Annotated in this window: 23 protein-coding genes and 4 tRNA genes; 19 read left to right on the top strand and 8 right to left on the bottom strand. The window is 67.6% G+C overall.

Features of this window, described 5'->3' with window-relative positions:
• Nucleotides 1–2: 2 nt before the first annotated feature.
• The 9 genes from recJ to ABID41_RS12825 all read left to right on the top strand — a co-directional run bounded on the left by recJ (nt 3) and on the right by ABID41_RS12825 (nt 4,627).
• Nucleotides 3–1,802: a single-stranded-DNA-specific exonuclease RecJ gene (gene recJ / locus ABID41_RS12785; RefSeq protein ID WP_331932536.1), complete on the top strand. Its 1,800-nt coding sequence runs from the start codon at nt 3–5 to the stop codon at nt 1,800–1,802.
• Between the two features lie 99 nt (nt 1,803–1,901).
• A tRNA-Glu gene (locus tag ABID41_RS12790) sits at nt 1,902–1,976 on the top strand.
• Nucleotides 1,977–2,092: 116 nt separating this feature from the next.
• Nucleotides 2,093–2,167: transfer RNA gene (locus ABID41_RS12795), tRNA-Glu, on the top strand.
• 251 nt (nt 2,168–2,418) lie between these two features.
• Nucleotides 2,419–3,015, top strand: coding sequence for a cold-shock protein (locus ABID41_RS12800; RefSeq protein WP_331932535.1), 597 nt, complete (start codon nt 2,419–2,421; stop codon nt 3,013–3,015).
• Between the two features lie 78 nt (nt 3,016–3,093).
• Nucleotides 3,094–3,639 (top strand): DUF192 domain-containing protein, encoded by a 546-nt coding sequence (locus tag ABID41_RS12805; protein WP_331932534.1) that lies wholly within the window; start codon nt 3,094–3,096, stop codon nt 3,637–3,639.
• The gene (locus tag ABID41_RS12810) at nt 3,632–4,060 is read left to right on the top strand and encodes a PaaI family thioesterase (protein WP_331932533.1); all 429 of its coding nucleotides are present in this window, start codon (nt 3,632–3,634) and stop codon (nt 4,058–4,060) included. The genes ABID41_RS12805 and ABID41_RS12810 overlap by 8 nt, the downstream gene beginning before the upstream one ends.
• 68 nt (nt 4,061–4,128) lie before the next feature.
• Nucleotides 4,129–4,205, top strand: a tRNA-Pro gene (locus tag ABID41_RS12815).
• A 29-nt stretch (nt 4,206–4,234) separates the two neighbouring features.
• Nucleotides 4,235–4,540 carry an ETC complex I subunit gene (locus ABID41_RS12820; RefSeq protein WP_331932532.1) on the top strand — a complete coding sequence of 102 codons (306 nt, stop codon included), beginning with the start codon at nt 4,235–4,237 and terminating at the stop codon, nt 4,538–4,540.
• A gap of 10 nt (nt 4,541–4,550) precedes the next feature.
• Nucleotides 4,551–4,627: transfer RNA gene (locus ABID41_RS12825), tRNA-Arg, on the top strand.
• Nucleotides 4,628–4,652: 25 nt separating this feature from the next.
• Here the strand turns inward: ABID41_RS12825 and ABID41_RS12830 are convergent.
• Nucleotides 4,653–5,648 (bottom strand): SDR family oxidoreductase, encoded by a 996-nt coding sequence (locus tag ABID41_RS12830; RefSeq protein ID WP_331932531.1) that lies wholly within the window; start codon nt 5,646–5,648, stop codon nt 4,653–4,655.
• A gap of 134 nt (nt 5,649–5,782) precedes the next feature.
• On the opposite strand from ABID41_RS12830, the gene ABID41_RS12835 reads away from it, so the two are divergent.
• Nucleotides 5,783–7,093, top strand: a complete 1,311-nt coding sequence (locus tag ABID41_RS12835) for a M20/M25/M40 family metallo-hydrolase (protein WP_331932530.1) — start codon at nt 5,783–5,785, stop codon at nt 7,091–7,093.
• Here the strand turns inward: ABID41_RS12835 and metC are convergent.
• The gene (gene metC, locus ABID41_RS12840; RefSeq protein ID WP_331932545.1) at nt 7,090–8,247 is read right to left on the bottom strand and encodes a cystathionine beta-lyase; all 1,158 of its coding nucleotides are present in this window, start codon (nt 8,245–8,247) and stop codon (nt 7,090–7,092) included. The genes ABID41_RS12835 and metC overlap by 4 nt on opposite strands.
• A gap of 208 nt (nt 8,248–8,455) precedes the next feature.
• Here metC and ABID41_RS12845 point away from each other — a divergent pair, with 208 nt between their 5' ends.
• A complete protein-coding gene (locus ABID41_RS12845; RefSeq protein ID WP_331932529.1) occupies nt 8,456–9,436 on the top strand; it encodes an amino acid ABC transporter substrate-binding protein in 981 nt (326 codons plus the stop codon).
• Here ABID41_RS12845 and sseA read toward each other — a convergent pair.
• Genes sseA through ABID41_RS12860 form a run of 3 tightly spaced genes read right to left on the bottom strand, consistent with a single transcriptional unit; the run spans nt 9,433 to nt 12,578 of the window.
• Complete coding sequence (gene sseA, locus ABID41_RS12850; protein WP_331932528.1) at nt 9,433–10,272, bottom strand: 3-mercaptopyruvate sulfurtransferase; 840 nt, start codon at nt 10,270–10,272, stop codon at nt 9,433–9,435. The two genes, ABID41_RS12845 and sseA, sit on opposite strands and share 4 nt — an antisense overlap.
• A gap of 5 nt (nt 10,273–10,277) precedes the next feature.
• Nucleotides 10,278–11,276 (bottom strand): cysteine synthase A, encoded by a 999-nt coding sequence (locus ABID41_RS12855; protein WP_331932527.1) that lies wholly within the window; start codon nt 11,274–11,276, stop codon nt 10,278–10,280.
• A gap of 45 nt (nt 11,277–11,321) precedes the next feature.
• Nucleotides 11,322–12,578, bottom strand: coding sequence for a cyclopropane-fatty-acyl-phospholipid synthase family protein (locus ABID41_RS12860; protein WP_331932526.1), 1,257 nt, complete (start codon nt 12,576–12,578; stop codon nt 11,322–11,324).
• A 183-nt stretch (nt 12,579–12,761) separates the two neighbouring features.
• On the opposite strand from ABID41_RS12860, the gene kdsA reads away from it, so the two are divergent.
• From kdsA to ABID41_RS12880, 4 genes are read left to right on the top strand one after another with little or no spacing between them, the layout of a single operon-like run.
• Nucleotides 12,762–13,613 (top strand): 3-deoxy-8-phosphooctulonate synthase, encoded by an 852-nt coding sequence (kdsA, locus tag ABID41_RS12865; RefSeq protein WP_331932525.1) that lies wholly within the window; start codon nt 12,762–12,764, stop codon nt 13,611–13,613.
• Between the two features lie 18 nt (nt 13,614–13,631).
• Nucleotides 13,632–15,086 (top strand): D-glycero-beta-D-manno-heptose 1-phosphate adenylyltransferase, encoded by a 1,455-nt coding sequence (gene rfaE2, locus ABID41_RS12870; protein ID WP_331932524.1) that lies wholly within the window; start codon nt 13,632–13,634, stop codon nt 15,084–15,086.
• Nucleotides 15,083–16,081: an ADP-glyceromanno-heptose 6-epimerase gene (rfaD, locus tag ABID41_RS12875; RefSeq protein WP_331932523.1), complete on the top strand. Its 999-nt coding sequence runs from the start codon at nt 15,083–15,085 to the stop codon at nt 16,079–16,081. The genes rfaE2 and rfaD overlap by 4 nt, the downstream gene beginning before the upstream one ends.
• A gap of 4 nt (nt 16,082–16,085) precedes the next feature.
• A complete protein-coding gene (locus ABID41_RS12880; protein WP_354297802.1) occupies nt 16,086–17,201 on the top strand; it encodes a DUF3089 domain-containing protein in 1,116 nt (371 codons plus the stop codon).
• Here ABID41_RS12880 and recG read toward each other — a convergent pair.
• The gene (recG, locus tag ABID41_RS12885) at nt 17,185–19,257 is read right to left on the bottom strand and encodes an ATP-dependent DNA helicase RecG (RefSeq protein WP_331928548.1); all 2,073 of its coding nucleotides are present in this window, start codon (nt 19,255–19,257) and stop codon (nt 17,185–17,187) included. The genes ABID41_RS12880 and recG overlap by 17 nt on opposite strands.
• A gap of 77 nt (nt 19,258–19,334) precedes the next feature.
• Between recG and ABID41_RS12890 the strand changes: the two genes are divergently transcribed.
• The 3 genes from ABID41_RS12890 to mfd are packed head-to-tail and all read left to right on the top strand — an operon-like array spanning nt 19,335 to nt 23,747.
• Complete coding sequence (locus tag ABID41_RS12890; protein ID WP_331928503.1) at nt 19,335–19,931, top strand: hypothetical protein; 597 nt, start codon at nt 19,335–19,337, stop codon at nt 19,929–19,931.
• Nucleotides 19,932–19,978: 47 nt separating this feature from the next.
• Nucleotides 19,979–20,269 (top strand): FAD assembly factor SdhE, encoded by a 291-nt coding sequence (locus tag ABID41_RS12895; protein WP_331928505.1) that lies wholly within the window; start codon nt 19,979–19,981, stop codon nt 20,267–20,269.
• The gene (gene mfd / locus ABID41_RS12900) at nt 20,259–23,747 is read left to right on the top strand and encodes a transcription-repair coupling factor (protein WP_331928507.1); all 3,489 of its coding nucleotides are present in this window, start codon (nt 20,259–20,261) and stop codon (nt 23,745–23,747) included. Before ABID41_RS12895 ends, mfd begins: the two co-directional genes overlap by 11 nt.
• Here mfd and ABID41_RS12905 read toward each other — a convergent pair whose 3' ends face one another.
• A complete protein-coding gene (locus tag ABID41_RS12905; protein ID WP_331928509.1) occupies nt 23,748–24,260 on the bottom strand; it encodes a hypothetical protein in 513 nt (170 codons plus the stop codon). It abuts the gene before it with no gap.
• Nucleotides 24,257–25,585 (bottom strand): diguanylate cyclase domain-containing protein, encoded by a 1,329-nt coding sequence (locus tag ABID41_RS12910; RefSeq protein ID WP_331928511.1) that lies wholly within the window; start codon nt 25,583–25,585, stop codon nt 24,257–24,259. Before ABID41_RS12910 ends, ABID41_RS12905 begins: the two co-directional genes overlap by 4 nt.
• Before the next feature lie 129 nt (nt 25,586–25,714).
• On the opposite strand from ABID41_RS12910, the gene ABID41_RS12915 reads away from it, so the two are divergent.
• Nucleotides 25,715–26,491: an SDR family NAD(P)-dependent oxidoreductase gene (locus ABID41_RS12915; RefSeq protein ID WP_331928513.1), complete on the top strand. Its 777-nt coding sequence runs from the start codon at nt 25,715–25,717 to the stop codon at nt 26,489–26,491.
• Nucleotides 26,492–26,536 lie beyond the last annotated feature (45 nt).

The raw sequence follows: 26,536 nt of genomic DNA on the forward strand, positions 1-26,536 counted from the left end.
CCATGGCCGATGACGGCTCGCCGCTGGCCTATCTCGGCGTCGTCCGTTCGCTGACCGGGCGCGCTTGGCGTGAGCGGCCGGCCGATCCGGGCCTCGTGCGCCGCCACCAGTTGAGCCTTGGCCTCTCAGAGCCCCTGGCCCGCGCCCTGGCCTCCCGCGGAGTGTCCGGCGAGGCCGGTGAGCATTATCTGAATCCGACGCTCAAGGCGCTGTTTCCCGACCCGTCGAGCTTCCTCGACATGGATCGCGCCGCCGCCATTCTGATCGACGCCCTGCTGGCCGACCGGCCGATGACGGTCTTCGCCGACTACGACGTCGACGGCGCCTCCAGCGCCGCCCAGCTCGTTCGCTGGTTCCGGGCCATGGGCAAGGAGCTGTCGATCTATGTTCCCGACCGTCTGACCGAAGGCTATGGCCCCTCGCCCGCGGCTTTCCGGCGGATACGGGAATCCGGCGTCGAGCTGGTGGTCACCGTCGATTGCGGGGCCGCCGCCTACGAGGCCTTGGCCTGCGCCAAGGAGATCGGCCTCGAGGTCGTGGTCATCGACCACCACCTGATGCGCGACCAGATTCCCGAGGTCTCGGCCCTGGTGAACCCGAACCGGCCCGGCTGCGGTTCGGGTCAAGGTGTGCTGGCGGCCGCTGGCGTCGCTTTCGTCCTGCTTGCCGCGCTGAACCGCGAGGCGCGGGGCAGGGGGCTCTTCTCTGGACGGGCCGAGCCCGATCTGCGCCAATGGCTGGACCTGGCCGCCCTGGGCGCCATCTGCGACGTGACCCAGCTCGTGGGCTTCAATCGCGCCCTGACGGCGCAGGGCCTGAAGGTGATGTCCGCCTGGCGCAATCCGGGGCTCAAGGCCCTGCTGGAGGTCGCCAAGGGCTCAGGTCCGGCCAGCGTCTTCCACGCGGGATTCATTCTGGGCCCCAGGATCAACGCCGGCGGCCGGATCGGGCGCTCCGATCTTGGCGCCCGCCTGCTCTCGACCGACGATCCCGAGGAGGCGGCGGCCCTGGCGACCGAGCTCGACGCCCTCAACGCGTCCCGCAAGGAGGTGGAGAAGGAGATCTTCGAGGAAGCCGTCCGCATCGCCGAGCGCGAGAGCAATTTCGGTGACGCCCCGCTCGTCCTGGTCGCGGCCGACGATTGGCATCCGGGCGTCATCGGCATCGTCGCCAGCCGCTTGCGTGAGCGCTATCGCAAGCCCGCCCTGGTGATCGGCGTCGATCGGGCGGCCAATGTCGGCAAGGGGTCCGGCCGATCGCAACCCGGGGTCAATCTCGGTCGTGCCGTGCAGGCCGCCTTTGAGGAGGGGCTGCTTCTGGCCGGGGGCGGCCACGCCATGGCCGCTGGCCTCTCGGTGCGGCCGGAGCTCATCCCGGAACTGCGCGACTTCCTGAACCAGAAGCTCGCCCAGGAGGCCGAACTTGCGGCTGCGGAGGATCGCCTGGACATCGACGCCCTGGTGACCGCCGGCGGTTGCGACAGGGGCCTCTATCAGAGCTTCCAGGATCTGGCCCCGTTCGGACCTGGAAACCCTGAGCCGATGTTCGCGGCCGCCAATGTGCGCGTGGAAAGGCCCATGGCGCTTCGTGGAGGGCATGTGCGGGTGACGCTCACCGATGGCTCCGGGGGCCGCCTGAAGGCCGTCGCATGGCGCGCCGAGGACACTGAGCTTGGCCAGCAACTGCTTAACGGCGCGGGCGCGGTCCATGTCGCCGGCAAGCTGCGCCCGGACGACTGGCAGGGCCGGCAAAGCGTCGAGCTGGAAATCGAGGATGTCGCCGACCCTCGTCGGGTCGGCTGAACGCCGCCCCAGCGACGAAATCTCGCTCTTGGCCAAGAAGTTTCGAAGGGGCGCTTGCGCACCCCCGGAATCGTAGATATAGACGCCGCTCTCGCGCGCGGTCCCTTCGTCTATCGGTTAGGACGCCAGGTTTTCAACCTGGAGAGAGGGGTTCGACTCCCCTAGGGACTGCCATCGCGAGCTTCTCCCACTGCATTGAAAAAGCCGATCTGCGCAAGCAAATGTCGCCTGCTTTTCAGGCGCTTGCGCACCCTCAGAATCGTAGATATAGACGCCGCTCTCGCCGACGCGGTCCCTTCGTCTATCGGTTAGGACGCCAGGTTTTCAACCTGGAGAGAGGGGTTCGACTCCCCTAGGGACTGCCATCGCGAGCTTCCTCCACGGCATCGGAAAAGCTAGTCTGCATAAGCAGATGGCATGCGCTCCTCAGGCGTTCGAGGCGCCGCCGGTCGTCATTTTTCGCGGAGAGCTGCGCGAAGGACGACTTGTTCGCGCAAAATGCGACTAATGCGTGCAGCCTCCGTAAAATGCCCCATTGACGACGTTGCGGCACGAGAACACTGTTCACGTTGGCCATATCCGAAAGGATCGGGGGGAGACCGGGCCAGAGGGGCAGATGTCTGGGTACGAATTCGAGGGAGTGGGTCCACACGAACAAGCCGTGCGGATCAGCGGGCGGGTGAAGTGGTTCGACGCCGGCAAGGGTTATGGATTTGTCGTTCCTGACGATCCCAATCAAACGGGACTCAAGGACGTGCTGCTTCACGTCACCAGCTTGCGCAATTCCGGACGCGAAAGCGCCCTGGAAGGCGCGGTCATCGTCTGTGACGTGATCAGGCGGCCGAAGGGCTGGCAAGTCGCCGAGGTGCTGGAGGTGGACGAGAGCGCTGCTCCGCCGCCTTCGGAGCGAAGGCGATTTGACGATGGTCCGCGGCGCGACTTCGACCGTGGCGGCCTGCATTCGCGACCATCGCGTCGACCGATGGCGCCGAGAGGACCGCTGGAGCGGGCCAAGGTGAAGTGGTTCAACCGCGCCAAGGGCTACGGCTTCGTGATCCGCGACGGCGAGATCGGCGACATCTTCGTCCACATCGAGACCTTGCGCCGCTCCGGTATCGAGGATCTGCAACCGGGCGATGACGTCATGGTCCGTTTCGCCGAGGGCCCGAAAGGGCTTGTCGTAGCCGAGATCGAGTCTGTAGGTCTGGCCTGAGCCTTGGCGCAGCGATGCTGGGGCCGACGGCGGGCGCGTTTTTGCGCCCGTCTGACCAGCAGCATTCGGAGCCTTCCGGTGACCAGCCCTATGCGGCCACGAAGCGGCCTGTTCGCGCTTGCCGGCGCATTGATCCTCACCGCGGCCTGCAGCGCGCAGCCGGCGGCTCAGCCCGCTGCGCAGGCTCCGGCCGTCGAGCCGAACGCGAGGGCCGTGGCCGGCGCCGTCGGACAGCCGCCGGCCGGATTCGAAGCGCTGGAGGTGGTGACCTCCAAAGGGCGCACCCGGTTTTTCGTCGAGGTCGCCGATAATGACGCCGAACGCGAACGCGGGCTGATGTTCCGCAAGGAACTCGCTCCCGACCGAGGGATGCTGTTCGACTTCAAGACGCCGCAACCGGCCGCCTTCTGGATGAAGAACACCCTGATCCCGCTGGACATCATCTATATCCAGCGCGACGGGACGGTCCTCTCGATCGCTCGTAATGCGACGCCTCTGTCGGAAACGCCCATTCCGTCAGGCGGCCCCATTGTCGGCGTGCTGGAACTGGCCGGCGGTCGGGCCGAGGAGATCGGCCTGCTGCCAGGCGACCGCATCGAGCATCGGATCTTCAAGCGTGACTGATCGTGACCGCGTGCCGGACCCGCCGGCCGGCTTTGTACCGTCCGGAAACCGCGGCGCCTTTTCCAGCCACAACGGCCCCTATTTCCATCGTGCGGAGATGGGCGAGCTGACGGAGCAGGCCTTCTACGCCCTGCCGCGCCATGCGAACGGCATCGGGTTGGTGCACGGCGGTATGCTGACGGCGTTTCTCGACGGCCTGATGGGCTCGGCGGCCTATCGCACCACCCGCCAGACCGGCGTCACGATCCATCTCTCGGTCGACTTCCTGCATATGGGGCGGGTTGGCGAGTGGATCATGGGCGAGGCCAAGGTGACCCGCTCGACCAAGGACGTCGCTTTCGTGGAGGCCCGCGCCCACGTGCAAGGCGTCGATCTCGTGCGCGCCTCGGGGATCTTCAAGCTCATGCGCCGGCGCGACTAGGCCTTCCGCGCGCTTTGTTCAATTGCGGGAAAGGCCAAAGCCTTATATCCCCCGCGAACCGGCGCTTTCGGGGTGTAGCGCAGCCTGGTAGCGCATCTGCTTTGGGAGCAGAGGGTCGCAGGTTCGAATCCTGCCGCCCCGACCAGCGCCGGAGTGATTTTCAAGAGGGTTCGCATGCTCGCGCGCATCTATCGTCCGGCCAAGAACGCCATGCAGTCCGGCAAGGCGAAGACCAAGGATTGGGTGCTGGAATTCGAGCCGGCCTCCGCCCGCCGGTCCGATCCGCTGATGGGCTGGACGCTGACCAGCGACACCGACGGCCAGATTCGCCTGTCCTTCGAAACCAAGGACGAAGCGGTGTCCTACGCCCAGGCCCACGGCATTCCCTTCCAGATCACCGAGGCGAAGACGCCCAAGCGCATTATCAAGGCCTATGCGGACAACTTCGCCTACGGCCGCAAACAGCCCTGGACGCACTGACGGCCAGAGAGCGCCCATAGCTCAACCGGATAGAGCATCCGCCTTCTAAGCGGACGGTTGCAGGTTCGAGTCCTGCTGGGCGCGCCAACCGCCGCCCCGCTTGCCGGGAGGTTCAGTACCCGCCGATGATCGGCAGGACCTCGCCGGTGATGAAGCTGGAGCACTGGGGCGAGGCGAGGAAGACATAGGCCGGGGCGATCTCCTCGGGCTGGGCGGGACGCTTCATCTTCGTCTGCGCCCCGAATTTGCTGACATCGGGAGCCTGTCGGTCGGCAGGATTAAGTGGCGTCCAGACCGGGCCGGGCGCCACCGCGTTCACGCGGATCCCCTTTGGAATGAGGTGCGCCGCCAGCGAGCGGGTGAAGGCGTGAATGCCGCCCTTGGTCATGGAGTAGTCCAGAAGCTCCTTGGAGCCGTCGATCCCAGTGATCGAACCCGTCATGATGATCGCCGAACCGGGCCGCAGATGCGGGATGGCCGCCTTCGCCAGGTGGAAATAGCCGTAGAGATTGGTCTTCAGCGTCCGGTCGAAATGCTCTTCGCTGAGCTCTTCGATGTCGCTGACGTGCTCCTGGAACGCGGCGTTGTTCACCAGCACGTCGAGGCGACCGAAAGCCTCGATCGTCTGCCTGACCGCATGACGTGCGAAGGCCGGATCGGCCACGTCGCCCGGAAGAAGGATGGTCCGCCGCCCTTCAGCCTCGACCGCGGCGCGCGTGCGTTCGGCGTCCCGATCTTCCGAGAGGTAGGCGATGGCGACGTCCGCGCCCTCACGAGCGAATAGCACGGCGACGGCCCGGCCGATTCCGGAATCGGCGCCGGTGATCAGGGCCGCCTTGCCCTCCAGCTTGCCCGAGCCCCGATAGAATGGGGCGTCGTACAGCGGCTCGGGATCCAGCCGGTATTCCTCGCCCGGCTTGGGTTGATGCTGTTGCGGGAAGGGCGGGACGGGATATGGCCGCGCTCCAGCCTGCATGGCCTTGTCGTCGTTCTTCGGCGAGAAGGATTTTTCCTCGGCCGCATCGACCTTGGCTTGGACGTCACGATGCTTGTCGGCGACGCGGTCCGCCTGCTGGGAGAAGCGGTCCTCGGGGGTGGGATGGGACATGGCGGCGCTCCAGTCTCGCGGGTTCAACAGGGCTATCGCGCCATCGGCAGGCAGGTTCCTAAGGCGAAGGCTTGAGTTCGCCTCCCAGGCCAGGGATTGTCCTCGCCGAGAGTCAGTATCCCGGGGGGACGAGAATGATCCGCTTCAGAACCACAGCCGCCGCCCTGGCGGCGCTCGCCATCGTCAGCGGCGGCCCCGCCCTCGCCGCCGGACTCAGCGGCCAGGAAACCAGGCTGGTGCAGGCTGCGGGCGCAGAGGAAGCCCGCTCGCTCCAGCTCCTCGAAGCCATCGTCAACATCAACAGCGGCACGCTCAACAGCGCCGGCGTCGAGCAGGTGGCGCGGAAGATGGAGAGCGAGCTGAAGACGCTCGGCTTCGATGTCCAATGGATCCCGATGACGGAGGTTGGCCGCGCCGGCCACATCGTCGCCACCCACAAGGGCTCGGGCAAGGGCAAGCGCATGCTGCTGATCGGGCACATGGACACCGTGTTCGAACCCGACAGCCCCTTCCAGAAGTATGTGCGCCGCGGCGATGTTATCGAGGGGCCGGGCGTCAACGACATGAAGGGTGGCCTGGTCGTGATGGTCGGCGCGCTGCGTGCGATGCAGGCGGCCGGCACGCTGAAGGACGCGGACATCACCATCGTGCTGACCGGCGACGAGGAGCGGGCAGGGCGGCCGCTGAGCGTCTCTCGCGGCCCCCTGATCGAAGCCGCCAAGAAGAGCGATCTCGCCCTGGAGTTCGAGGGCCTCGCCCAGGAGAACGGCAACGACATGGCCTCCATCGCCCGTCGTTCGTCCACCGAGTGGAAGGTGACCGTCACGGCCAAGTCCGGACACTCGTCCGGCATCTTCGACGACGCCGTCGGCTACGGCGCGGCCTATGAGCTCGCCCGGATCGTCGACGCCTTCCGCGAGACCGCGAGGGAGCCCAACGCCACCTTCAACGTCGGCTACATGGCCGCCGGCACGACGGCCGCCGCCAACGAGGCCGATACCGGCGCGACGGCGACCGGCAAGACCAACATCATTCCGGCCCAGGCTATCGCCCGCGGCGACCTGCGGACCCTGTCGAACAGCCAGACCGACAGCGTCCGGGCCAAGATGAAGGCTATCGTCGAGAAGCCCCTGGCCGGCGCGAGTGCGAGCATCGAATTCGGCGAAGGCTATCCGGCCATGGCCCCGACGCAAGCGTCCCGCGCCCTTTTGGGAAAGCTCAACGAGGTCAACCGCGACCTCGGCCTGGAGCCGATGGCCGAACTGGATCCGCTCAAGCGCGGGGCGGGCGACATCGGCTTCGTCGGCGACCTGCTTCCCGGTCTCATCGGCTTCGGCACGGCTGGCGAAGGCTCGCACGCGCCGGGCGAGACCATGGAACTCGGCAGCCTGACCCGTCAGACCAAGCGCGCGGCCCTGTTCATGAGCCGGATGGCCCGGCCCTAGGCTGCGGCGTAGGCGTCGAGGGCCTGGCGCAAGTCGGCGATCAGGTCCTCCTCGGCCTCCAGACCGATATGCAGGCGCATCAAGGGGCCCGCATAGGCGCGGGCGTACTTGCGCTTGCCGAGCTGCGGATCGCTGTGGATCGCCAGACTCTCGAACCCGCCCCACGAGAAGCCGAGCCCGAAGAGCTGCAGCGCGTTCAGGAAGGCGTCCACGGCCTCGGGACGGCCAGCCTTCAGGACGAAGCCGAACAGGCCGCAGGCCCCTTTATAATCACGGCTCCAGATCGCGTGATCCGGATCGCTCGGCAATGCGGGATGGATGACCTCGGCCACTTCCGGCTGCGCCTGGAGCCACTCGGCGACGGCCAGTGCGGTCGCGCCCTGCCGTTCCAGGCGGGTGGGCAGGGTGCGCAGGCCGCGAAGCATCTGATAGGCGTCTTCCGCCGCCACGGACCAGCCCAGGTCGTGGACGCTGCTTTCCAGGGCGTTGAGCACCGCGGCGTCGCGGGCGGCCGCCGAGCCCATGAAGACGTCGGAGTGGCCGCCGACATACTTGGTCAGCGCCTGGATGCTGATGTCGACGCCATGCTCAAGCGGCTTGTAGAGATAGCCTGCGCCCCAGGTGTTGTCGGTCAGGGTCAGGATGCCCCGCGCCCTGGCCAAGGCTGAGACCGCCGCCAGATCCATCATCTCGAAGGTCAGCGAGCCGGGGGACTCCAGCGCGATCAGCCGGGTCGAGTCGGACGCGGAAGCTACCAACTCCTCCGGTGACAGTCGCGGATCGACATAGCGGACGGCGACCCCGTAGCGCCTGAGGACGTTGTCGCAGAACCGGCGTGTCGGCTTGTAGACATTATCGGCGACCAGCACCTCATCCCCGGCTTTCAGCACCGCCAGCAAGGCTCCGGTGATCGCCGCCAGGCCCGAAGGGTAGAGGCAGACGCCCGACGCGCCCTCCATCTCGGCCAGCGCGCTCTTCAGCGCCTGATGGGCCGCCAGGCCGGCGCGGCCGTAGGTCAGGTGGTTGTCGTCGTCATAGAGCGCCGCTGCGTTGGGCAGCAGGACGGTCGATCCCTTCTGGATCGGCGGCCCGACTGTCTTCACAAGGTCACACGCCTTGGCGCCGGCGCGAATGAGGCGGGTTTCTTCGGCGATCCCGGTTGACGGGGTGGTACGAACTTGAGCCATGATCGGCTGGCACTTAGAGCCTGCCCAGCTTTCCAATCAAGGAGGACGGTCAATCTTCCGGCCCAGTATTTCTGTGCGGATCCATAGCGCGCTGATCGTCGCGCTCGCCTTGGCTGCCTGTGGGAAAAAGGAAGAGCCGCCGCCTCCGCCGAAGCTGGATGTCCCGCCGGCCGTCGTGAGCGCTCAACCCAAGCCGAGCCCGACGCTCAAGGCTGTCCGCGCCCGAGGTTGGGTGTCGTGCGGCGTGAATGCAGGCTTGGCCGGCTTCGCCTTTCCAGACGATCATGGCGGATGGCGGGGCTTCGATGTCGATATCTGCCGGGCCGTGGCCGCCGCGGCGCTGGGTGATGCGAAGGCCGTGCGCTTTACGCCGGTCAGCGCCGAGGAGCGGTTCAACCTGCTGCGCAACGGTAAGGTCGACGTCCTGGCCCGGAACACCTCCTGGACCATGGGGCGTGACGCTGGCGAGGGGGTCGATTTCGCCGCGATCACCTATTTCGACGGCCAGGGCTTCCTGGCCCCCAAGGCGCTCGCCCTGACCAGCGCCGACGAGCTCAACGGCGCGAAGATCTGCGTGCAGCAGGGTACGGCCAGCGAGGTGAATCTCGCCGATTATTTCCGCGCGCGCGGCCTGCAATACCAGCCGGTGCTGGTGAAGGACGAAGCCGACGCGCGGGCCCGCTACCAGAACGATGGGTGCGACGTCTTCACCGCCGATGTTTCCGCCCTGGCCTCGTCGCGCTCGGTGATGAACAACCCGAACGCCCACGTCATCCTGCCGACGATCATCTCGAAGGAGCCGCTCGGGCCCGTGGTCAGACAGGACGACCCTGTCTGGACGGACATCGTCCGTTGGACGGTCAATTCCCTGATCCTGGCCGAAGAACTCGGCGTAACCTCGAAGTCCGCGCCACAACTTGCGGAAACCTCGACCGACCCTCGCATCCGCCGTCTGCTCGGCAAGGGCGAGGACTTCGGCGGCATGCTCGGGCTCAAGCCGGATTTCGGCTACCAGGCGATCGTGCAGGTCGGGGCCTATGGCGAGATTTTCGAGCGCAATGTCGGCGCGCAGTCGGCGCTGAAGCTCGAGCGAGGCCATAATGCTCAGTGGAATGCGGCCCAGCCGGGCCTGATCTACGCCCCGCCGATCCGCTAGGCGCCGGTGACGATCGGCGTATCGGGCAGCGACGCCCACTCGGTCCAGGACCCATCATAGACCGCTGTGCGATCGAGACCAAGCCGCGCCAGCGCCAGGGCGAGCACAGAAGCGGTCACTCCCGACCCGCAAGAGGTGACGATCGGCTTGCCCAGATCGACCCCGGCGGACTTGAAGGCCGCCTTCAGCTCGGACGTGTCCTTGAGCGTGCCATCCTGCGCGATCACCTGCTCGAAAGGCAGGTTGGCCGCGCCCGGCATGTGGCCCGAACGGAGGCCGGCGCGAGGCTCGGGCGCCGAACCGGCGAAACGTCCGGCCGAACGGGCGTCGACCATCCGCGCCTCGCCGCTCTCGATGATACGCCGGACGTCGGCCGCACTGCGCACGAGATCTGCGTCGAAAGCTGGCTCGACCGTAGCCTTGGCGGGATAGACCTCGCCGCTCTCGATCGGGCGCCCATCGGCCATCCACTTGCGCAGGCCGCCGTCTAGGACGTGGACCTTCGTGTACCCCATGGCCCGCAATGTCCACCAGACTCGCGCCGCCGACCGTATGCCATGGGTGTCGTAGACCACTATGTCGGCGTCCCGCGACAGGCCAAGCTCACCGGCCGCCCGCGCGAACTCTTCGGGGCTGGGCAGCATGTGCGGCAGGTCAGTCGCATGATCGGCGATGGCGTCGATGTCGAAGAACACCGCGCCGGGAATGTGCGCCTGGAGGTATTCCTCGCGCCCGTTCCGCTTTTCCGCTGGCATGTGCCAACTTCCATCCACGATCCGTGTCTCCGGCGTGCGGAGCTTATCGGAGAGCCAGGCGGTCGAGACGACGGGATCCATGGTCGCTACAGCCACTTGGGGATGGGGAAGCCGCGCTCCTTGAGGAAGGCGGGATTGAAGATCTTGCTCTGATAGCGTGATCCCTGGTCGCACAGGATGGTCACGATGGTGTGCCCTGGGCCGAGTTCTCGCGCCATCCGGATCGCGCCGGCCACGTTGATCCCCGTCGACCCGCCCATGACCAGCCCTTCGTGCTCGACCATGTCGAAGATCACGTTGAGCATTTCCACGTCGTCGATGCGATAGGGCTGATCGACCTTCAGGCCCTCCAGGTTTGCGGTGATCCGGCCCTGTCCGATGCCCTCGCTGATCGAGGCGCCCTCGGACTTCAGCTCGCCGTCGGCGTACCAGGAATAGAGCGCAGCCCCGTGCGGATCGGCCAGGCCGATCTTGATGTCCGGATTGCGCGCGCGCAGGGCTTCGGCCACGCCCGCAAGCGTGCCACCCGAGCCGACCGCGCAGATGAAGCCATCCACCTTTCCGCCAGTCTGCTCCCAGATCTCCGGACCGGTCGTCGCGACGTGAGCCTGGCGGTTGGCGACGTTGTCGAACTGGTTGGCCCAGATGGCTCCGGCTGGCTCCTTGGCGTTCAGCTCCTCGGCCAGGCGTCCGGAATAGCGGACATAGTTGTCGGGGTTGGAGTAGGGGACCGCGTCCACCTCCACCAGTTCGGCTCCAAGAAGCCGGATGGCGTCCTTCTTCTCCTGGCTCTGGGTGCGAGGGATGACGATGGTGGTCTGATAGCCGGACGCCGCCCCGACCATGGCCAAGCCGATACCGGTGTTGCCAGCCGTCCCCTCGACGATCCGCCCGCCGGGCTTGAGCAGGCCGCGCCGCTCGGCGTCCCGCACGATGTAGAGGGCGGCGCGGTCCTTGACCGAGGCCCCCGGGTTCATGAACTCGGCCTTGCCGAGAATTTCGCATCCGGTCGCCTCGCTGGCGCGGCGGAGGCGGATGAGCGGCGTGTTTCCGATGGCGTCGAGGACGCTGCTTGCGACGGTCATGGCCGTCTACTTAAGCGCCGCCGCCGGCCAAGAACAGGGGGGTGATCAGGCCTTGGCCAGACTAAGCTGCACGACATTGGTCCGTTCGGTGCGGAACCCGGCCTCGCAATAGCTCAAATAGAACCGCCAGAGCTTGCGGAAGCGCTCGTCGAAGCCTTGGGCTGCGATCTCGCTCCAGGCGCTTTCAAAGCGCTTGCCCCATTCGGCCAGGGTGTCGGCATAGTCGTGGCCAAAACGGGTGATCCCGGTCCAGTCGAGTCTGGCGCGATCGGTTTCCACCTTCAGGCGGGTTTCCGAGGGCAGCATGCCGCCCGGGAAGATGTACTTCTGGATGAAGTCGGCCCGACGCCGATAGGCCGCGAAGATGTCGTCGCGGATGGTGATGATCTGCAGGCCGGCACGGCCGCCATCGGCCAGCACCTGCCGAATCTTGTCGAAATAGGCCGGCCAGTATCGCTCGCCCACGGCCTCGAACATCTCGATCGAGGCGACGCGGTCGAAGCTTCCCTCGACGTCGCGGTAGTCGACCATGCGAATTTCCACCCGCTCGTTCAGGCCCTGGTCGAACATCCGCTTCTTCGCGAAATCGAACTGCTCCTGGGAGATGGTGATGCCCGTCACCTTCGCGCCGACCTCCTTGGCCGCGAACTCGGCGAACCCGCCCCAGCCGCAGCCGATCTCCAACACCGACTGGTCTCGCGACAGCCCCATTCCCTCGGCCAGGCTGCGGTACTTGTTGGTCTGGGCTTGATCCAAAGCCTCGCCCGGATGCTCGTAGCGGGCGGAAGAGTAGGTCATCGTGCGGTCCAGCCACTCGCCATAGAAGGCGTTGCCCAGGTCGTAGTGGGCGTGGATGTTCTTGCGCGACCCCTTGCGGGTGTTGGCGTGCAGGCTGTGCCCGACGAAATTGGCCGCGCGCACCAGCAGGTTCCCGCGGAATAATCTCGCCAGCCTGTCGAAGTTAAGGCTGACCACGCACAGCACGGCCGAAAGGTCGGGCGTATCCCACTCTCCGGCCATGTAACCCTCGGCGAAGCCGATGTCCCCGGCGGCCATCACCCGGCGCATGAAGCCGAAGTCGTGGACGATAATCCGTCCCTCCGGGCCGGGCTCGACGCCCTTCAGCCTCAGTTCGCGTCCGGAGGGCGTGATGAAGGTGAGCGTGCCGACCCGCCAGTTGAGCGCCATCAGCCGGGCGGCGAACCGAAATGTCGCCGGAGCCCCGGCCAGGGCCGGCAGCCTTCCGAACGCCCGTGGTGAAGCGGCCAAAGCCGCCAACGATGGTTCATGCGCCAAGCTCATTGTCGCACCCCTCGATTTTTCACGTCGTAACTCTGCATTTGGGTTCGCGCTGAATCAACTCCAGTGCGAGCAACGGGTTCACGCCGTGTGAGGGGTCACGTTTTCGCGCTTGTGAAGCCGGCGCGCGCGCGCCACTTAGGCTTCGGCCGGACGCCGCCGAACTCGAACAACGCCAGGAATGTCATGACTGTACTGACGCTTAACCGCTGGAATCTATCGATTGGGGAAGGCCAGCCGCTGGTCGTGATCGCGGGCCTCAACGTCCTGGAAGACCTGGAACTGGCGCGCGACGCGGCGCGGCGCCTGAAGGCGCTAACCACCGAGCTCGGGCTGCCCTATGTCTTCAAGGCGAGCTTCGACAAGGCCAACCGCTCCTCGATCCGCAGCTATCGCGGGCCTGGCCTGGAGAAGGGCCTGGAGATCCTGCGGGCCATCAAGAGCGAGTTCGACGTTCCGATCTGCACCGACCTGCACGAGATCGACCAGGCCGAGCCGGTCGCCGAAGTCGCCGACCTCGTCCAGATCCCGGCCTTCCTCTGCCGCCAGACCGACCTCGTGGTCGCCGCCGCCCGCGCGACCCAGAAGGCCGGCGGTCTCCTGCACGTCAAGAAGGGCCAGTTCCTGGCTCCCTGGGACTGCCGCAACATCCTCGACAAGATCAAGGAAGCGGTCGAACAGGACATGACCGTCCTCTGCGAGCGCGGCGTCTCGTTCGGCTACAACAACCTCGTGGTCGACATGCTGGGCATCCAGGAGATGAAGCAGCTCGGCGCGCCGGTGACCATCGACGCCACCCATGCGGTGCAGCTTCCTGGAGCCAATCCGAAGTCGAACGGGGCCTCGACCGGCGGTCGGCGCGCCGGCGTTCCGATCCTGGCCAAGGCCGCGGTCGCCGCGGGCGCGGATGGCGTCTTTCTGGAATTCCACCACGATCCGGAAAAGGCGCTGTGCGACGGGCCCAGCTGCCTGCCTCTCGCCGACGCCGGGCCTCTGCTGGCGACTCTCAAGGCTGTTCATGCGGCCGTGCGCCAATAGGTTTAGGCTGTGAGCCCCATGGACCTTTCGGCGCTTCAGAAGATCCTCTCGGCCCTCCCGGGCGCGCGCATCGCCTGCGTCGGCGACCTGATGGTCGACCGGTTCGTCTACGGCGACGTCACCCGCGTCTCACCAGAGGCGCCTATCCCGGTCCTGGCCCGCAAGCGCGAGCTGGTGATGCTGGGCGCAGCCGGCAACGTGGCGCGCAACGCCGCGGCCTTGGGCGGCGAGGTCTGCCTGGTCGGGTTGGTCGGCGGCGACAACGAGGGCGTCGAAGCCCTGCGCCTCATCAAGGCTGAGCCAGGGGTGGAAGGGTTCGTCGTCACCGACGCCTCGCGTCCGACCACCTTGAAGACGCGCTTCGTGTCCGGCGGCCAGCAACTGCTCCGCGTCGACATGGAGACCAGCGGCCCAGCCGCGGGCGAGGTCGAACAACGTCTGGTCCGCACCGTGCGCGACGTGACCCGGGACGCCGGCGTGGTGCTGATCTCCGACTACGGCAAGGGCGTGGTCACCCCTGCGGTCATCGAGGCCGCGCGCGCCTCGGGCGCGGTGATGATCGTCGATTCCAAGGCCCGCAGCTTCGCCGGCTACGGCGAGGTGGACATCGTCAAGCCGAACGCCGCCGAACTGGCTCACGCCACCGACCTGCCGACCTCGACCGACGCCGAGGTCGAGGCGGCGCTGGAACGGGCCCTGACCCTTTGCCAGGCCAAGGCGATCCTGGTGACCCGCGCCGCCAAAGGCATCTCGCTTGCGACGCGCGTAGCGCCGGTCCGCCATTTCCCCGGCGTGCCTCGCGAGGTGTTCGACGCGTCCGGCGCCGGCGACACGACCTTGGCGGCCCTGGGCGTGGCCTTGGCGGCCAAGGTGGACATCGCAGACGCCATCGAATTCGCCATGCTCGCCTCCGGCGTCGCTGTCGGGAAGGCCGGAACGGCCGTGGTCTCGCCCGAGGAACTCATCGAAGCCTCGATCAGCCAGCACATGGCCCCGGCGGAGGCCAAGGTCGTCACGCCTCAGCGGATGGTGGACGAGATCGCCCGCTGGCGCGCGAAGGGGCTGAAGGTCGGCTTCACCAATGGCTGCTTCGACATCCTGCACCGCGGCCATGTCGCCTACCTGACTCAAGCCCGTAGCTGGTGCGACCGCCTGATCGTCGGCGTGAACTCGGACCGCTCGGTGCGGGCGCTGAAAGGCGAGGGCCGTCCGGTCAACGACCTGGAGAGCCGCGCCATGGTCCTGGCGGGCCTGGGCTCTGTCGACCTGGTGGCGCCGTTCGACGAGGACACCCCCATCGAGCTGATTGAGGCCGCCCGTCCGGACGTTCTGATCAAGGGCGCCGACTATGCCGAAAGCCAGGTGGTCGGCGGCGACTTCGTGAAATCCTATGGCGGCGAAGTCAGGCTCGCCGAAATCGTCGACGGCTATTCCACGACCGCCGCCATCGCTCGCATGCAGGAGAAAGCATGACCCGTCGGATCATCTTCGTCACCGGCGGTGCCGGGTTCATCGGCTCCAACATTGTCGCCAAGCTGACCGAGGACCCCGATCTCGACGTGGTGGTCTGCGACCGTCTGCGCGAGGCCGAACTCGGCAAATGGCGCAACATCGCCAAGCACCCCATCGGCGACTTCGTGGCGCCGGAGTCGATGTTCGAGTGGTTGGAGAAGCGCTGGCGCGACGTCGAAATGGTGGTCCACATGGGCGCGGTGTCGTCCACGACCGAGCCGGACGCCGACAAGATCATCCACTCGAACTTCACCCTCTCGCGAGACCTGTTCCGCTGGTGCGCGGATCATCAGCGGCGTTTCATCTACGCGTCTTCGGCAGCGACCTACGGCGACGCCAGCGAGTTCGACGACAAGCAGGACATCGCCTCGCTGACGGCCCTGCGGCCGCTCAACACCTATGGCTGGTCTAAGGCGCTGTTCGACCTGTTCGCCGCGCGCCAGGCGGCCCGGGACTATGCGCCGCCGCAATGGGTGGGCCTGAAGTTCTTCAACGTCTACGGGCCGAACGAGGAGCATAAGCACTCGATGAAGTCCGTGGCCTCGCAGATCTGGCCGAAGGTCCGCGACGGGCACGCCGTGCAGCTCTTCAAGAGCTATCGCGAGGGCGTCGCCGACGGCGGCCAGCAGCGCGACTTCGTCTATGTCCGCGACGTGGCCGACGTGATCGCCTGGCTGGCCAAGAACGAGCAGGTCAACGGGATCTACAATCTCGGTTCGGGCGTGGCGCGGACCTTCGAGGATATGGCTCGCGCCGTGTTCGCCGCCGCCGGCAAGGCGCCGGAGATCGAATACACTCCCATGCCGCCGATGATCCGGGACAAGTACCAGTACTACACCCGCGCCCACATGGAGCGGCTGCAGGAAGCCGGCTACAATCAGCCGATGACCAGCCTGGAAGAAGGGATCTCGGACTACGTGAAGTCCTATCTCTCCCAGCCGGATCCGTACCGCTAGGCGGATGGCGGATCGGCCCAGAGGTTTTCGCCGCCTGGCCTTCGCGGCGGTCGCCCTGACCGTCGCGGTGCTCGCCCTGGCGGCCTACGTCTGGCGCGACGACATCCTGCGCACCAGCCTGGACCCGCGCGAGCCTTTCCAGACCTATGACCCGCCGCCCCCTCCCGACTATTCGCAGCGCGCGTCCTGGGCGCTGATGCCCCAGGCGCCGGCGACGCCGACGGCCGGCGAGCCGCCGGCGGACGTGTTCTTCGTCAGCCCCACGACCTACGACGGCGGTCGCCACTGGAACGCGCCGATCGACGATCCCGAGTCGGACCGCATCTTCCGTGAGGTGATGGCGCCCAACTATGCCGGACCGTTCGTGCGAGCGGGCCGGATCTTCGCTCCGCGCCATCGCCAGGCCAGCCTCTACACGCTCATGACCCTGCGCGAAGATGCTCGGGAGGCGCGCCGCTTCGCCTATGGGGACGTCGCCGCGGCCTTCCGCCACTACATGGCGAACTACAATCACGGCCGGCCGATCATCATCATCGGGGTGGAGCAGGGGGGCACCCTCGCAACGCGCCTGCTGGCCGAGGAGGTCGCTCCGAACCCCGCCATCAGGTCGAAGATCGTGGCGGCCTATCTGATCCAGACCATCGTGCCCTCGGACAATCCGCCCTTGCCGCCCTGCCTGGCGCCCAAGCAGCCAGGGTGTCTGGCCGCCTGGATGGCCGTCTATGAGGGCGATGTGGAGAAGGCGCAGTCGGTGCTCGACCGCTCCCTGGTCTGGGGTCACGGCGGCCAGCTCGTTAACCTCGAAGGCCGCACGCCGATCTGCTTCAACCCGCTGTTCGGCGGCGTGGTCGACGGCGAGGCGCCCGCCCGCCTCAATCGCGGGGCCACCAATGCGACCGGCCTCGAGTGGGGCGCGCGACCGGCCTTCCTGACGCGCCAAGTCGGAGCGCGCTGCGAGCGCGGGCTCCTGCGCGTGACCCGGCCGCAATCGACGTCGCTGCGCGCGTCCGGGTCATGGACCGATCGTCGGAAGGCGCCCGGATACAACCTCTTCTACGCTGACCTCGAAGCTGACGCCCTGGCCCGGTCGGCCGCGCTTCGGGCTAGCCGGCATCCTTGAGCGGCGAGGCCGGCCGCCAGTCGAACAGTTCCTGCAACACCTGCAAGGCGCGGCCGCGCTCTGAGGTCAGGTCCGGATCGCGACCCACGATCATCCGCGCGTCGTCGCCCGCAGCGGCGATCAGGTCTCGATGCGCCGCAGGATCGGCGAACACATAGGCTGGGAACCCGGACTGGCGCAGGCCTAGCGCGTCGCCGCCGCCGCGCAGCTCGAGGTCGGTCTCGGCGATCAGGAAGCCGTCGTCCGTACGGCGCAGGATATCCAGTCGCTTCTGTGCGGTCTCCGACAGCGGCGGGTCATAGAGCAGCACGCAGGCGCTCTCGCGCGAACCGCGGCCGACGCGCCCTCGCAACTGATGTAGCTGCGCCAGGCCGAACCGTTCGGCCTGTTCGATGACCATGATCGTGGCGTTGGGCACGTTCACCCCGACCTCGACGACGGTCGTCGCCACCAGAACGCCGATCTTCCCATCGGCGAAGTCGGCCATCACGGCGTCCTTCTCCGGGCCGGACATCTTACCGTGGACCAGTCCGACGCTCGGCCCGAGCTGCGCGCGCAGCTCCTCGGCCCGTTTCTCGGCCGCCTTCAGATCGACCAGTTCGGATTCCGAGACCAGCGGGCAGATCCAGAAGGCCTGCGCGCCCTGGGTCACAACCTGCCGCAGCCGCGCCTCCACCTCGGCGAGGCGGCTCATGGGTACTGCGCGGGTGGCGACGGGCGTGCGGCCAGGCGGCTTCTCGTCGATGCGGGACACGTCGAGGTCGCCATAGATGGTCAGTTCCAGCGTCCGCGGGATCGGCGTGGCGGACATGGCGATCAGGTGGGTGGCCGCGCCCTTGGCCTGCAGCCGCTGTCGCTCGGCCACGCCGAACCGGTGCTGCTCGTCGATCACCGCCAACTGCAGGTTCTGGAACGCCACCTCGTCCTGGAATAGCGCATGGGTGCCCACCGCCACCTGAGCCGCGCCCAAGGCCAGGGCGCGCAGCTTCTCGGCCCGCGCCGCTCCCTTGTCCCGCCCGGTCAGCAGAACGACGGTCACGCCATGCTCCGACAGCGGCCCGGAGATCGTCTCGTAGTGCTGCCGCGCCAGGATTTCGGTCGGCGCCATCAGCGCGCTTTGCCCGCCGCCGGACACATCGGCCATGGCCAGCATGGCGACGACGGTCTTGCCCGACCCCACATCGCCCTGCAGCAGCCGGCTCATGCGCTCGCCCGCCGCCAGGTCACGCCGAATGTCGGCCAGCGCCCGCTGCTGCGCGCCTGTAAGCTCATAGGGAAGATCCGCGGCGATCCGTGCGGCAAGCTCCGAGGCGCCGATCGCCGGCGCGGCCTCCGTGCGCCGCTCAGCCTTGCGTTGGGCCATGGCGAGCTGATGGGCCAGCAACTCGTCATAGGCCAGCCGTCGCGCCGCGGGCGACAGCGGCGACAGGTCCGCCTCCGAGGTCGGTCCGTGGACGGCCCGCAGCGCCTCGATCCAGGACGGGAACCGCTCCTGCACCAGCCACGCACTGTCCTGCCATTCGGGCAGGTGGGGCGCCCGCGACAGCGCTTCCTGGGCGAACTTGCGGACGGTGCGGGCGGGCAGGCCGGCGGTCGCCGGATAAACGGCCTCGAACAGCGGGATATCCGCCGCCCGGTCCAGGGGCAGGAAATAGTCCGGGTGCGCGATCTGCAGGTTGAGGCCGAACCGCTCGACCTTGCCGCTGACCAGCCGCTTGGCCCCCACGGGATGTTTGGCCTCGAGCTGCCCGCCGAAGCTCCCGAAGAACACCAGGCTCAGCACCCCTGTCCCGTCATAGGTCTCCACCCGCCACGGCTGCTGGGGACTGCGCGGCCGCTTGTAGGCGTCGATCTCGACCTCGAAGATCTGCACTGCGCCTTCGGTGGCGGTTGAGACTGTCGCCACCTCGCGCCGGATCACCGAGTGCGGCCGCAGGAACAGCACGTCGCGCACGATCGGGCCAGCCAGCTTCTCCAGCAGCGGCGCGACGCGCGCGCCGACGCCCTTCAACGAGGTGATCGGCGCATAGAGCGGAAAGAGAATCTCGGGCCGCATGGGGTGGAACATAGCGCGACCATGGACAGCCCGCCCGGCTCATGTTGAACTTCGACAAATCCTGTGGGGGGAAACAGATGCGTAAGACGCTCTTCGTGGCGGCGTGTGTCGCCTTGCTTGCCGGTTGCGGCCAATCCGTAGAAGAAGCCAAGACCGCCAGCGCCGCGCCGGTCGCGCCGCCGGCCGTCCCGGTCGATCCCAGTTTCACCGGCCTGACCCGCCCCAAGGGCGATGAGCAGTTCGGCTATTACTTGCCCGTCAACGAGGTGAAGGTCGGGGACTACCGGCTCGATAATCTGCACATCGCCGGCCGTCAGGGCTTCAACGACTGGGAGAGCGGTCAGCGAACCAAGACCTACGCGCCGGTCATGCTGGAGTTCGTCGACGTGACCAGCCCGTCGCGGATCAACGCCCTGGGCAACACGGTTTATTCGGTGAAGCTGAAAGTCCTGCCGACGGCCTATCTGGTGACCGACGACCATGTCCGCCTAGTCGGCAGTCATCCGAAGCTCGGCGAGGTCCGGCTGGACGCCAAGATCGATCCGGCGGCGCTGAAGAAGTCCAAGGCGACCAAGGGCAAGGACGGCGAGACCGTCGTCACCGGAGCGTTGCAGGTGGGCGATACGCCCTTCAACACCGTGTCCTTCACCTGGCGCGGAGGCGATTGGGGCTGATCCCACTGGCGTGAGCTTACGGGGCGGCCTATATCGGCCGCTCCCTCATGAGCACCGACGACACAAGACTGAAGCGTTTGAAGTTCCGGGCCTGGCACCGGGGCTTTCGGGAAGCGGACCTCATCCTGGGGCCGTTCGCGGACAAGTTCGGCCCGAGCCTGACGCCCGAGCAGCTCGACGCCTTCGAGGCGCTGCTGGAGCAGCCCGACCAGGACCTCTACGAATGGATCGTGGAGCGCACCCCGACGCCGCCCGAGCACGACGGCGAAATTCTCCGCATGATCAAGCAGTTCCGCTTCGATGCTTTCGAGGCGCGCGGGGGTCCGCATGGCGGCTGACGGCTTCCGCGCCCCGACGGCGGCGGAGACCCGGCGTATCGCGCAGGACCCTGGCCGCCTGGAACTCGTCGGCGCTCCCGAGGGTTTCGACGCCCTGGTCATGGCCGACATCGTCAAGAGCCGCGGCGGCCTCTCGGTCTTCGTGGCCCGTGACGGCTCGCGTCTTTCGGCCTTCCTCGATGCGTTCGGATTCTTCGCCTCCAATGTCGAGGTGGTGCGGTTCCCGTCCTGGGACTGCCTGCCTTACGATCGCATCGGGCCCTCGCCGGGCGTCGCGGCCGAACGCATGACCGCCCTGGCGCGGCTGGCCCAGGGCTTCGACGCCAAGAAGCCGGCGCTGCTGGTCACGACCGTCCCGGCGCTGCTCCAGCGCGTGCCGCCCAAGTCGGCGGTGGAGGGAGCGGGCTATTCAGCCAAGGTCGGCAACGTCGTCGAGATCGCCGACCTCGAACGCTATTTCGCCATCAACGGCTACAGCCGCGCCTCGACGGTGTCCGAGCGCGGCGAGTTCGCGATCCGCGGCGGGGTCATCGACGTCTTCCCGCCCAGCGCCGCCGAGCCGGTGCGCCTGGACCTGTTCGGCGATACCCTCGAATCCATCCGCGGCTTCGATCCCGAGACCCAGCGCTCGACCCGCCAGCTCAAGGAGGTCTCGCTCCTCCCGGTCAGCGAGGCGCTGCTGGACAAGGACGCCGTCGCCCGCTTCCGCCGCGGCTATGTCGAGGCCTTCGGCGCGCCTGGCGGCGACCCGCTCTATGACACCGTCAGCGAAGGCGGCCGGCGCGCCGGCATGGAGCACTGGCTACCGCTGTTCTATCCGGACATGGCCAGCCTGCTGGACTACCTGCCGGCCAACACCTTGATCGCTCTGGATCACCTGGCCGACGCCGCCCGCGATGAGCGCCTGGCGATGATCGCCGACGCCTACGACGCCCGCAATCAGGCCGATCGGAAGGTCCACTACCGGCCGCTCGATCCGGCCCGGCTCTACATGGACGCCGACGAGTACCGCGAGCGCCTTGCGGTCCGCGCTACGCGCCGCTTCTCGGCCTTCCAGGAGGTCGAGGGCGAGACCGTCATCGACATGGGCGCGCGGCAGGGCCGCAGCTTCACGGCCGAACGCCAGCAGGACTCGGTCAACCTCTTCGAGGCCACCGCCGACCATGCCCGCAGGCTGGTGGGGGAGGGCAAGCGAGTCCTCTTCGCCTCCTGGTCTGAGGGCTCCTCCGACCGCCTGGGCTCGATGCTGGCCGATCACGGCCTGAAGAACATCACGCTGGCGCCCTACTGGGACGCCGCCCGCTCCGCCGACCCTAAGCTTTTCCAGCGCGTGGTCCTGCCGCTGGAAACCGGCTTCGAGACCGACAAGCTGGCGGTCATCTCCGAGACCGACATCCTCGGCGACCGCCTGGCCCGTCCGCGCCGCCGCCGTCGCGCCTCGAACTTCCTGGCTGAGGCCTCGGCGCTCACGCCGGGCGATCTCGTCGTCCACATCGACCACGGCATCGGCCGCTATGAGGGCCTGAAGACCCTCGACGTCCAGGGCGCGCCCCACGACTGCCTCGAGTTGCAGTACGGCGGCGAGGCCAAGCTCTATCTGCCGGTCGAGAACATCGACCTTCTGACCCGCTACGGCAGCGATTCCGAAGGCGTGCAACTCGACCGCCTGGGCGGCGCGGCCTGGCAGGCCCGCAAGGCCAAGGCCAAGGAGCGCTTGCGGGAGATGGCCATGGGCCTCATCCGCATCGCCGCCGAGCGCGCCACCAAGGAGACCGATCCCGTCGTCCCGCCACACGGCGTCTTCGACGAGTTCTGCGCGCGCTTCCCGTACGAGGAGACCGAAGACCAGCTCAACGCCATCGGCGACGTGCTGGAGGACCTGGGCGCCGGCAAGCCGATGGATCGCCTGATCTGCGGCGACGTCGGCTTCGGCAAGACCGAGGTCGCCCTGCGCGCGGCCTTCGTGGTGGCCATGAGCGGCCAGCAGGTGGCGGTCGTGGCCCCGACGACCTTGCTGGCGCGCCAGCACTACAAGACCTTCTCCGAGCGTTTCCAGGGCTGGCCGGTCAAGGTCCGCCGCCTCTCGCGCCTGGTCCCCGCCAAGGAGGCCAGCGAAACGCGCGAGGCGCTGAAGAACGGCGAGGTCGAAATTGTCGTCGGCACCCATGCGGTGCTGTCCAAGCAGGTCTCCTTCGCCAATCTGGGCCTGGTCATCGTCGACGAGGAGCAGCACTTCGGGGTCAAGCACAAGGAGAAGCTCAAGGAGCTTCGCGCCGACGTGCACATGCTGACCCTTACCGCGACGCCGATCCCGCGGACCTTGCAGATGTCGCTTTCGGGCATCCGCGAGATGTCGATCATCGCCACCCCGCCGGTCGATCGCCTGGCGGTGCGCACCTACATCACGCCCTTCGACCCCGTGGTCATCCGCGAGGCCCTGCTGCGCGAGAAGTACCGCGGCGGCCAAGCCTACTACGTCGCCCCGCGGATCAGCGACCTTCCGGATCTCCAGAAATTCCTGCGCGAGCAGGTGCCGGAGGTGAAGTTCGTGGTCGGCCATGGCCAGATGGCGCCGACCCAGCTCGAAGAGGTGATGAGCGCCTTCTACGAGGGCCAGTACGACGTGCTGCTTTCGACCACCATCGTCGAGAGCGGTCTCGACATCCCGACCGCCAACACCATGATCCTGCACCGGTCCGACATGTTCGGCCTGGCCCAGATGTACCAGCTCCGCGGCCGCGTCGGTCGAGCCAAGGCGCGCGCCTACGCCTACCTGACCACTCCGGCCGAGAAGCAGATCACCCTGTCGGCCGAGCGCCGGCTGAAGGTGCTGCAGTCCCTCGACAGCTTGGGCGCCGGCTTCCAGCTCGCCAGCCACGACCTCGACCAGCGCGGCGGCGGTAACCTGCTGGGCGAGGAGCAGTCGGGCCACATCCGCGAGATCGGGGTCGAGCTCTATCAGCAGATGCTCGAAGACGCCGTGAACGAGCTCAAGGAACTGGCCGGCAAGGGCGAGGCCGCCGACCGCGGCTGGTCTCCGCAGATCAACACCGGCGCCGCGGTGCTGATCCCCGAGGACTACGTCCCCGACCTCAACGTCCGCCTGTCGCTCTATCGCCGCCTGTCCGACGCCGAGAAGTCCGGCGACCGCGAGGCCCTGGCCGCCGAGATGATCGACCGCTTCGGCCCGCTGCCGGCGGAGGCCGGCCAACTCCTCAAGGTCGTGGCCATCAAGGGCATGTGCCGCGAGGCCAATGTCGCCAAGATCGACGTCGGTCCGAAAGGCGCGGTCGTCACCTTCCGGGGCGACGAATTCAAGAACCCCATGGGCCTGGTCGGCTTCGTCCAGAAGAACCAGGTCGCTTGGAAGATCCGCCCCGATCACAAGGTGGTGGTGAAGGGCGAGTGGGAGACGCCGGAACAGCGTCTGGGCGCGGCCGAGCGGATCCTGACCGAGCTCGCCAAGCTCGCGGCCTGATCAGGGCGCTGCTCGCGCCTGCGCCAGCAGCCGGCGCGCCCTGATCCACATCTCCAGGCGCTGGGCGCAGATCAGGCCCGCGGCCATCAGCAGGAACACCTCGGCGATGTCCCCCGCGGCCACATGCAGCTCCCGCGCGTGTAGCGTGGCGTAATCCTTCAGGGCGAAGCGGATCAGGAAGAGGCTGGCGATCAGGGCCATGCCGATCGGGGACGACCGGCTGGTCAGCTCGTGCGTCGCCGCATCGATCATGATGTTCGTCGTGCGGCCTCGCCACCAGCCCATGCCAAGTCCGACGCCGAGGGCGAAGACCTCCGCGACCAGCACGGCGAACCGGCGCGGCGGTTGGAGTCCCAGGGTGATCCCGACCACCAGCAGGATGAGCGCCGGCATGATCCACATGCGCTCGATGCGCAGCTTCCTGGTTCGCACGCCCCTCAGGACGATCACGATGATGGCGATCATCGGCGCGACGTAGGTCCATGCGCCCTGCGGATCGCCGCCGCCGATCATCCCACTTTCCGCTGCGCCTCGGCCGCGGCCTCTTCCAGCGCCTTGCCGACCGGCTCGTCTGGCCCGACCTCGGCCACGCCGATGTCGAACTCCACGACGAAGGGCGGGCGTCCTTCGCCGGCCTCGAAGGCGGTGCATCCGATCACTGCGGCGATCCGCTCCCCAGCGGCCCGCGCGGCGGCCTTGCCGGTGGCCGGCAGCGCCAGGGCGAAGACTTCGGGGCTGAGCCTGGCGGCTGTGTCCTCGGCCCGGACCAGCCGTCCGACCATGGAGCCGATTTGCGGGATGGCCCGATCGAGCCAGCCGCCCGCCCGCGCGGCGGTGACGTCGGAACGATCGGCGACCTTCAGCACGCACACCGAAAGCTGCCTGCTGCGCGCGCGCGAAGCCTGGGCCAGCCGGCCCACATGCCGGGCGAACAGCTCGCGGGTGAAGAGCCCGGTCGCCGGGTCCATCAGCCCGGTGTCCTTGGCGTTCTCCAGCGCGCGGCGGACCGCGATCTGTCGACGGTTGCTGCGTGCGAGCTCAAGGATTCGCCGCGCCGTCTCGCCCTCGGGCGTCTCCGGCGAGGCGACGTCGGAGACGCCGCGATGATAGGCCTCCGACTGGGTGACGTAGGTCTCTTCGCGCAGATAGAGCAGGGCGGGGGTGTGATAGAGCCGCGTGTTGCGACGCATCCCGGCGGCGATCGACAGGGCTTCCTGCGTGGTGTCCCCGCCCCACAGGACGACGGCGTCGAAGGGGCGCTCGTGCAGATAGTCGAAGGCGGTGTAGGCGGTGAACGCGCCGACCACTTCCGCGCCCGAACGGGTCAGGGCGTTGGAGAGCGCCAGGAACTGCGGCGCCGGCTCGCCGATCGCCAGCACGTTGTAGGGCGTCGTCTCGGGTTCGGGCGGGTCCAAGTGGCGTCCGTGCTCGGCGAAGGTGTCGACCCGAAGCTCGAACTCCTCCTCCTCGATCGCCGTGCGCACCAAGGTTTCCAGCCGCGCGGCCGCCTGGGCGGGATGGATCGGGCCGGCCAGGGTAAGATCGAAGCCGTAGGGTTCCAGTTCCGGCCCGGGATCACCGATCGCGATCACCGGCAACTGTCGCGGCGCGCAGGCCGATTTCAGCCGTTCGGCCATGCCCAACGCCTCGCTTCCGCCGGTCGCCAGGTCGACGATCGCAGCCTCGACCTTCATGTCGGCCAGGGCGGTCAGGGCCGCGTAAGGGCCCCGCGCGGTCACGGTTCGCCAGCCGAGTCGATCCAGTCCCTCGGCTAGGGACCCGATCACGGCGTCGTCCTTTGCGACGATCAAGACACGCGCCTGGACGCCCGCGGTCATTTTCTTAAATCCTGGCCACCTTGCCGCCCGGGCCGGTCTGGCGCGGGAATCGAAGCTCGGCGTGACTATACAGGCGCGCGCCGCATGAGACAGTTAAGCCGTGGACGCGGCTGTGGAGGGACGAACGGCATGGGCGCAATTCTCGCAGGCCAGGTGGCGGTCATCACCGGCGCGTCCGGCGGCCTGGGGGCGCATTTCGCTGAGGTTCTGGCGGCCGCCGGCGCCAAGGTCGCCCTGACCGCTCGCCGGCTCGACATGGTCGAGGCCGAGGCCGGGCGCATCGCCGGGGACGGGCGCCAGGCCATGGCGTTGAAGCTCGATGTCGCCGACGTCGCCGCGATCGGTCCCGCCTTCGACGAGATCGAAACCGCGCTCGGTCCGATCAACATCCTGGTGAACAACGCCGGCGTCGGCGGGGAGGGCCTGGCCCTGGACCTGACGCCCGAGGACTGGGACCGAACCTTCGACGTCAATGTCCGAGGGGTCTTCTTTTGCGCCCAGCAGGCGGCGCGCCGAATGATCGCCTCCGCCGTGGCCGAGCGCGGCGATGCGCGGATCGTCAACATCGCTTCGATCGCCTCCCACACCGTCCTGCCCGGCCTTTCGGCCTACTGCTCGTCCAAGGCGTCCGTGGCGATGATGACCCGCAGCTTGGCGCGCGAGTGGGCGAGGCGTGGCGTGGCGGTCAACGCGATCTGCCCCGGCTACATCGAAACCGACATCAACTCCGACTGGTTCAAGACCGAGGGCGGTCAGAAGCAACTCAAGGGCTTCCCCCGGCGGCGGTTGATGGAAGCGACGGATCTCGATGCAGCGCTGCTGATGCTGTGCGGCCCTGCCGCCCGGTCGATCACCGGCAGCGTCATCACCGTGGACGACGGTCAGTCCCTGCCCGGTGGCGGCTGACGATTTGCGTGACGGAGCGTCATCGCTCCTAGGCTCGCGGCAAGA

It is taken from the genome of Phenylobacterium koreense (assembly GCF_040545335.1).
In the GTDB taxonomy this organism is placed as follows: domain Bacteria; phylum Pseudomonadota; class Alphaproteobacteria; order Caulobacterales; family Caulobacteraceae; genus Phenylobacterium; species Phenylobacterium koreense.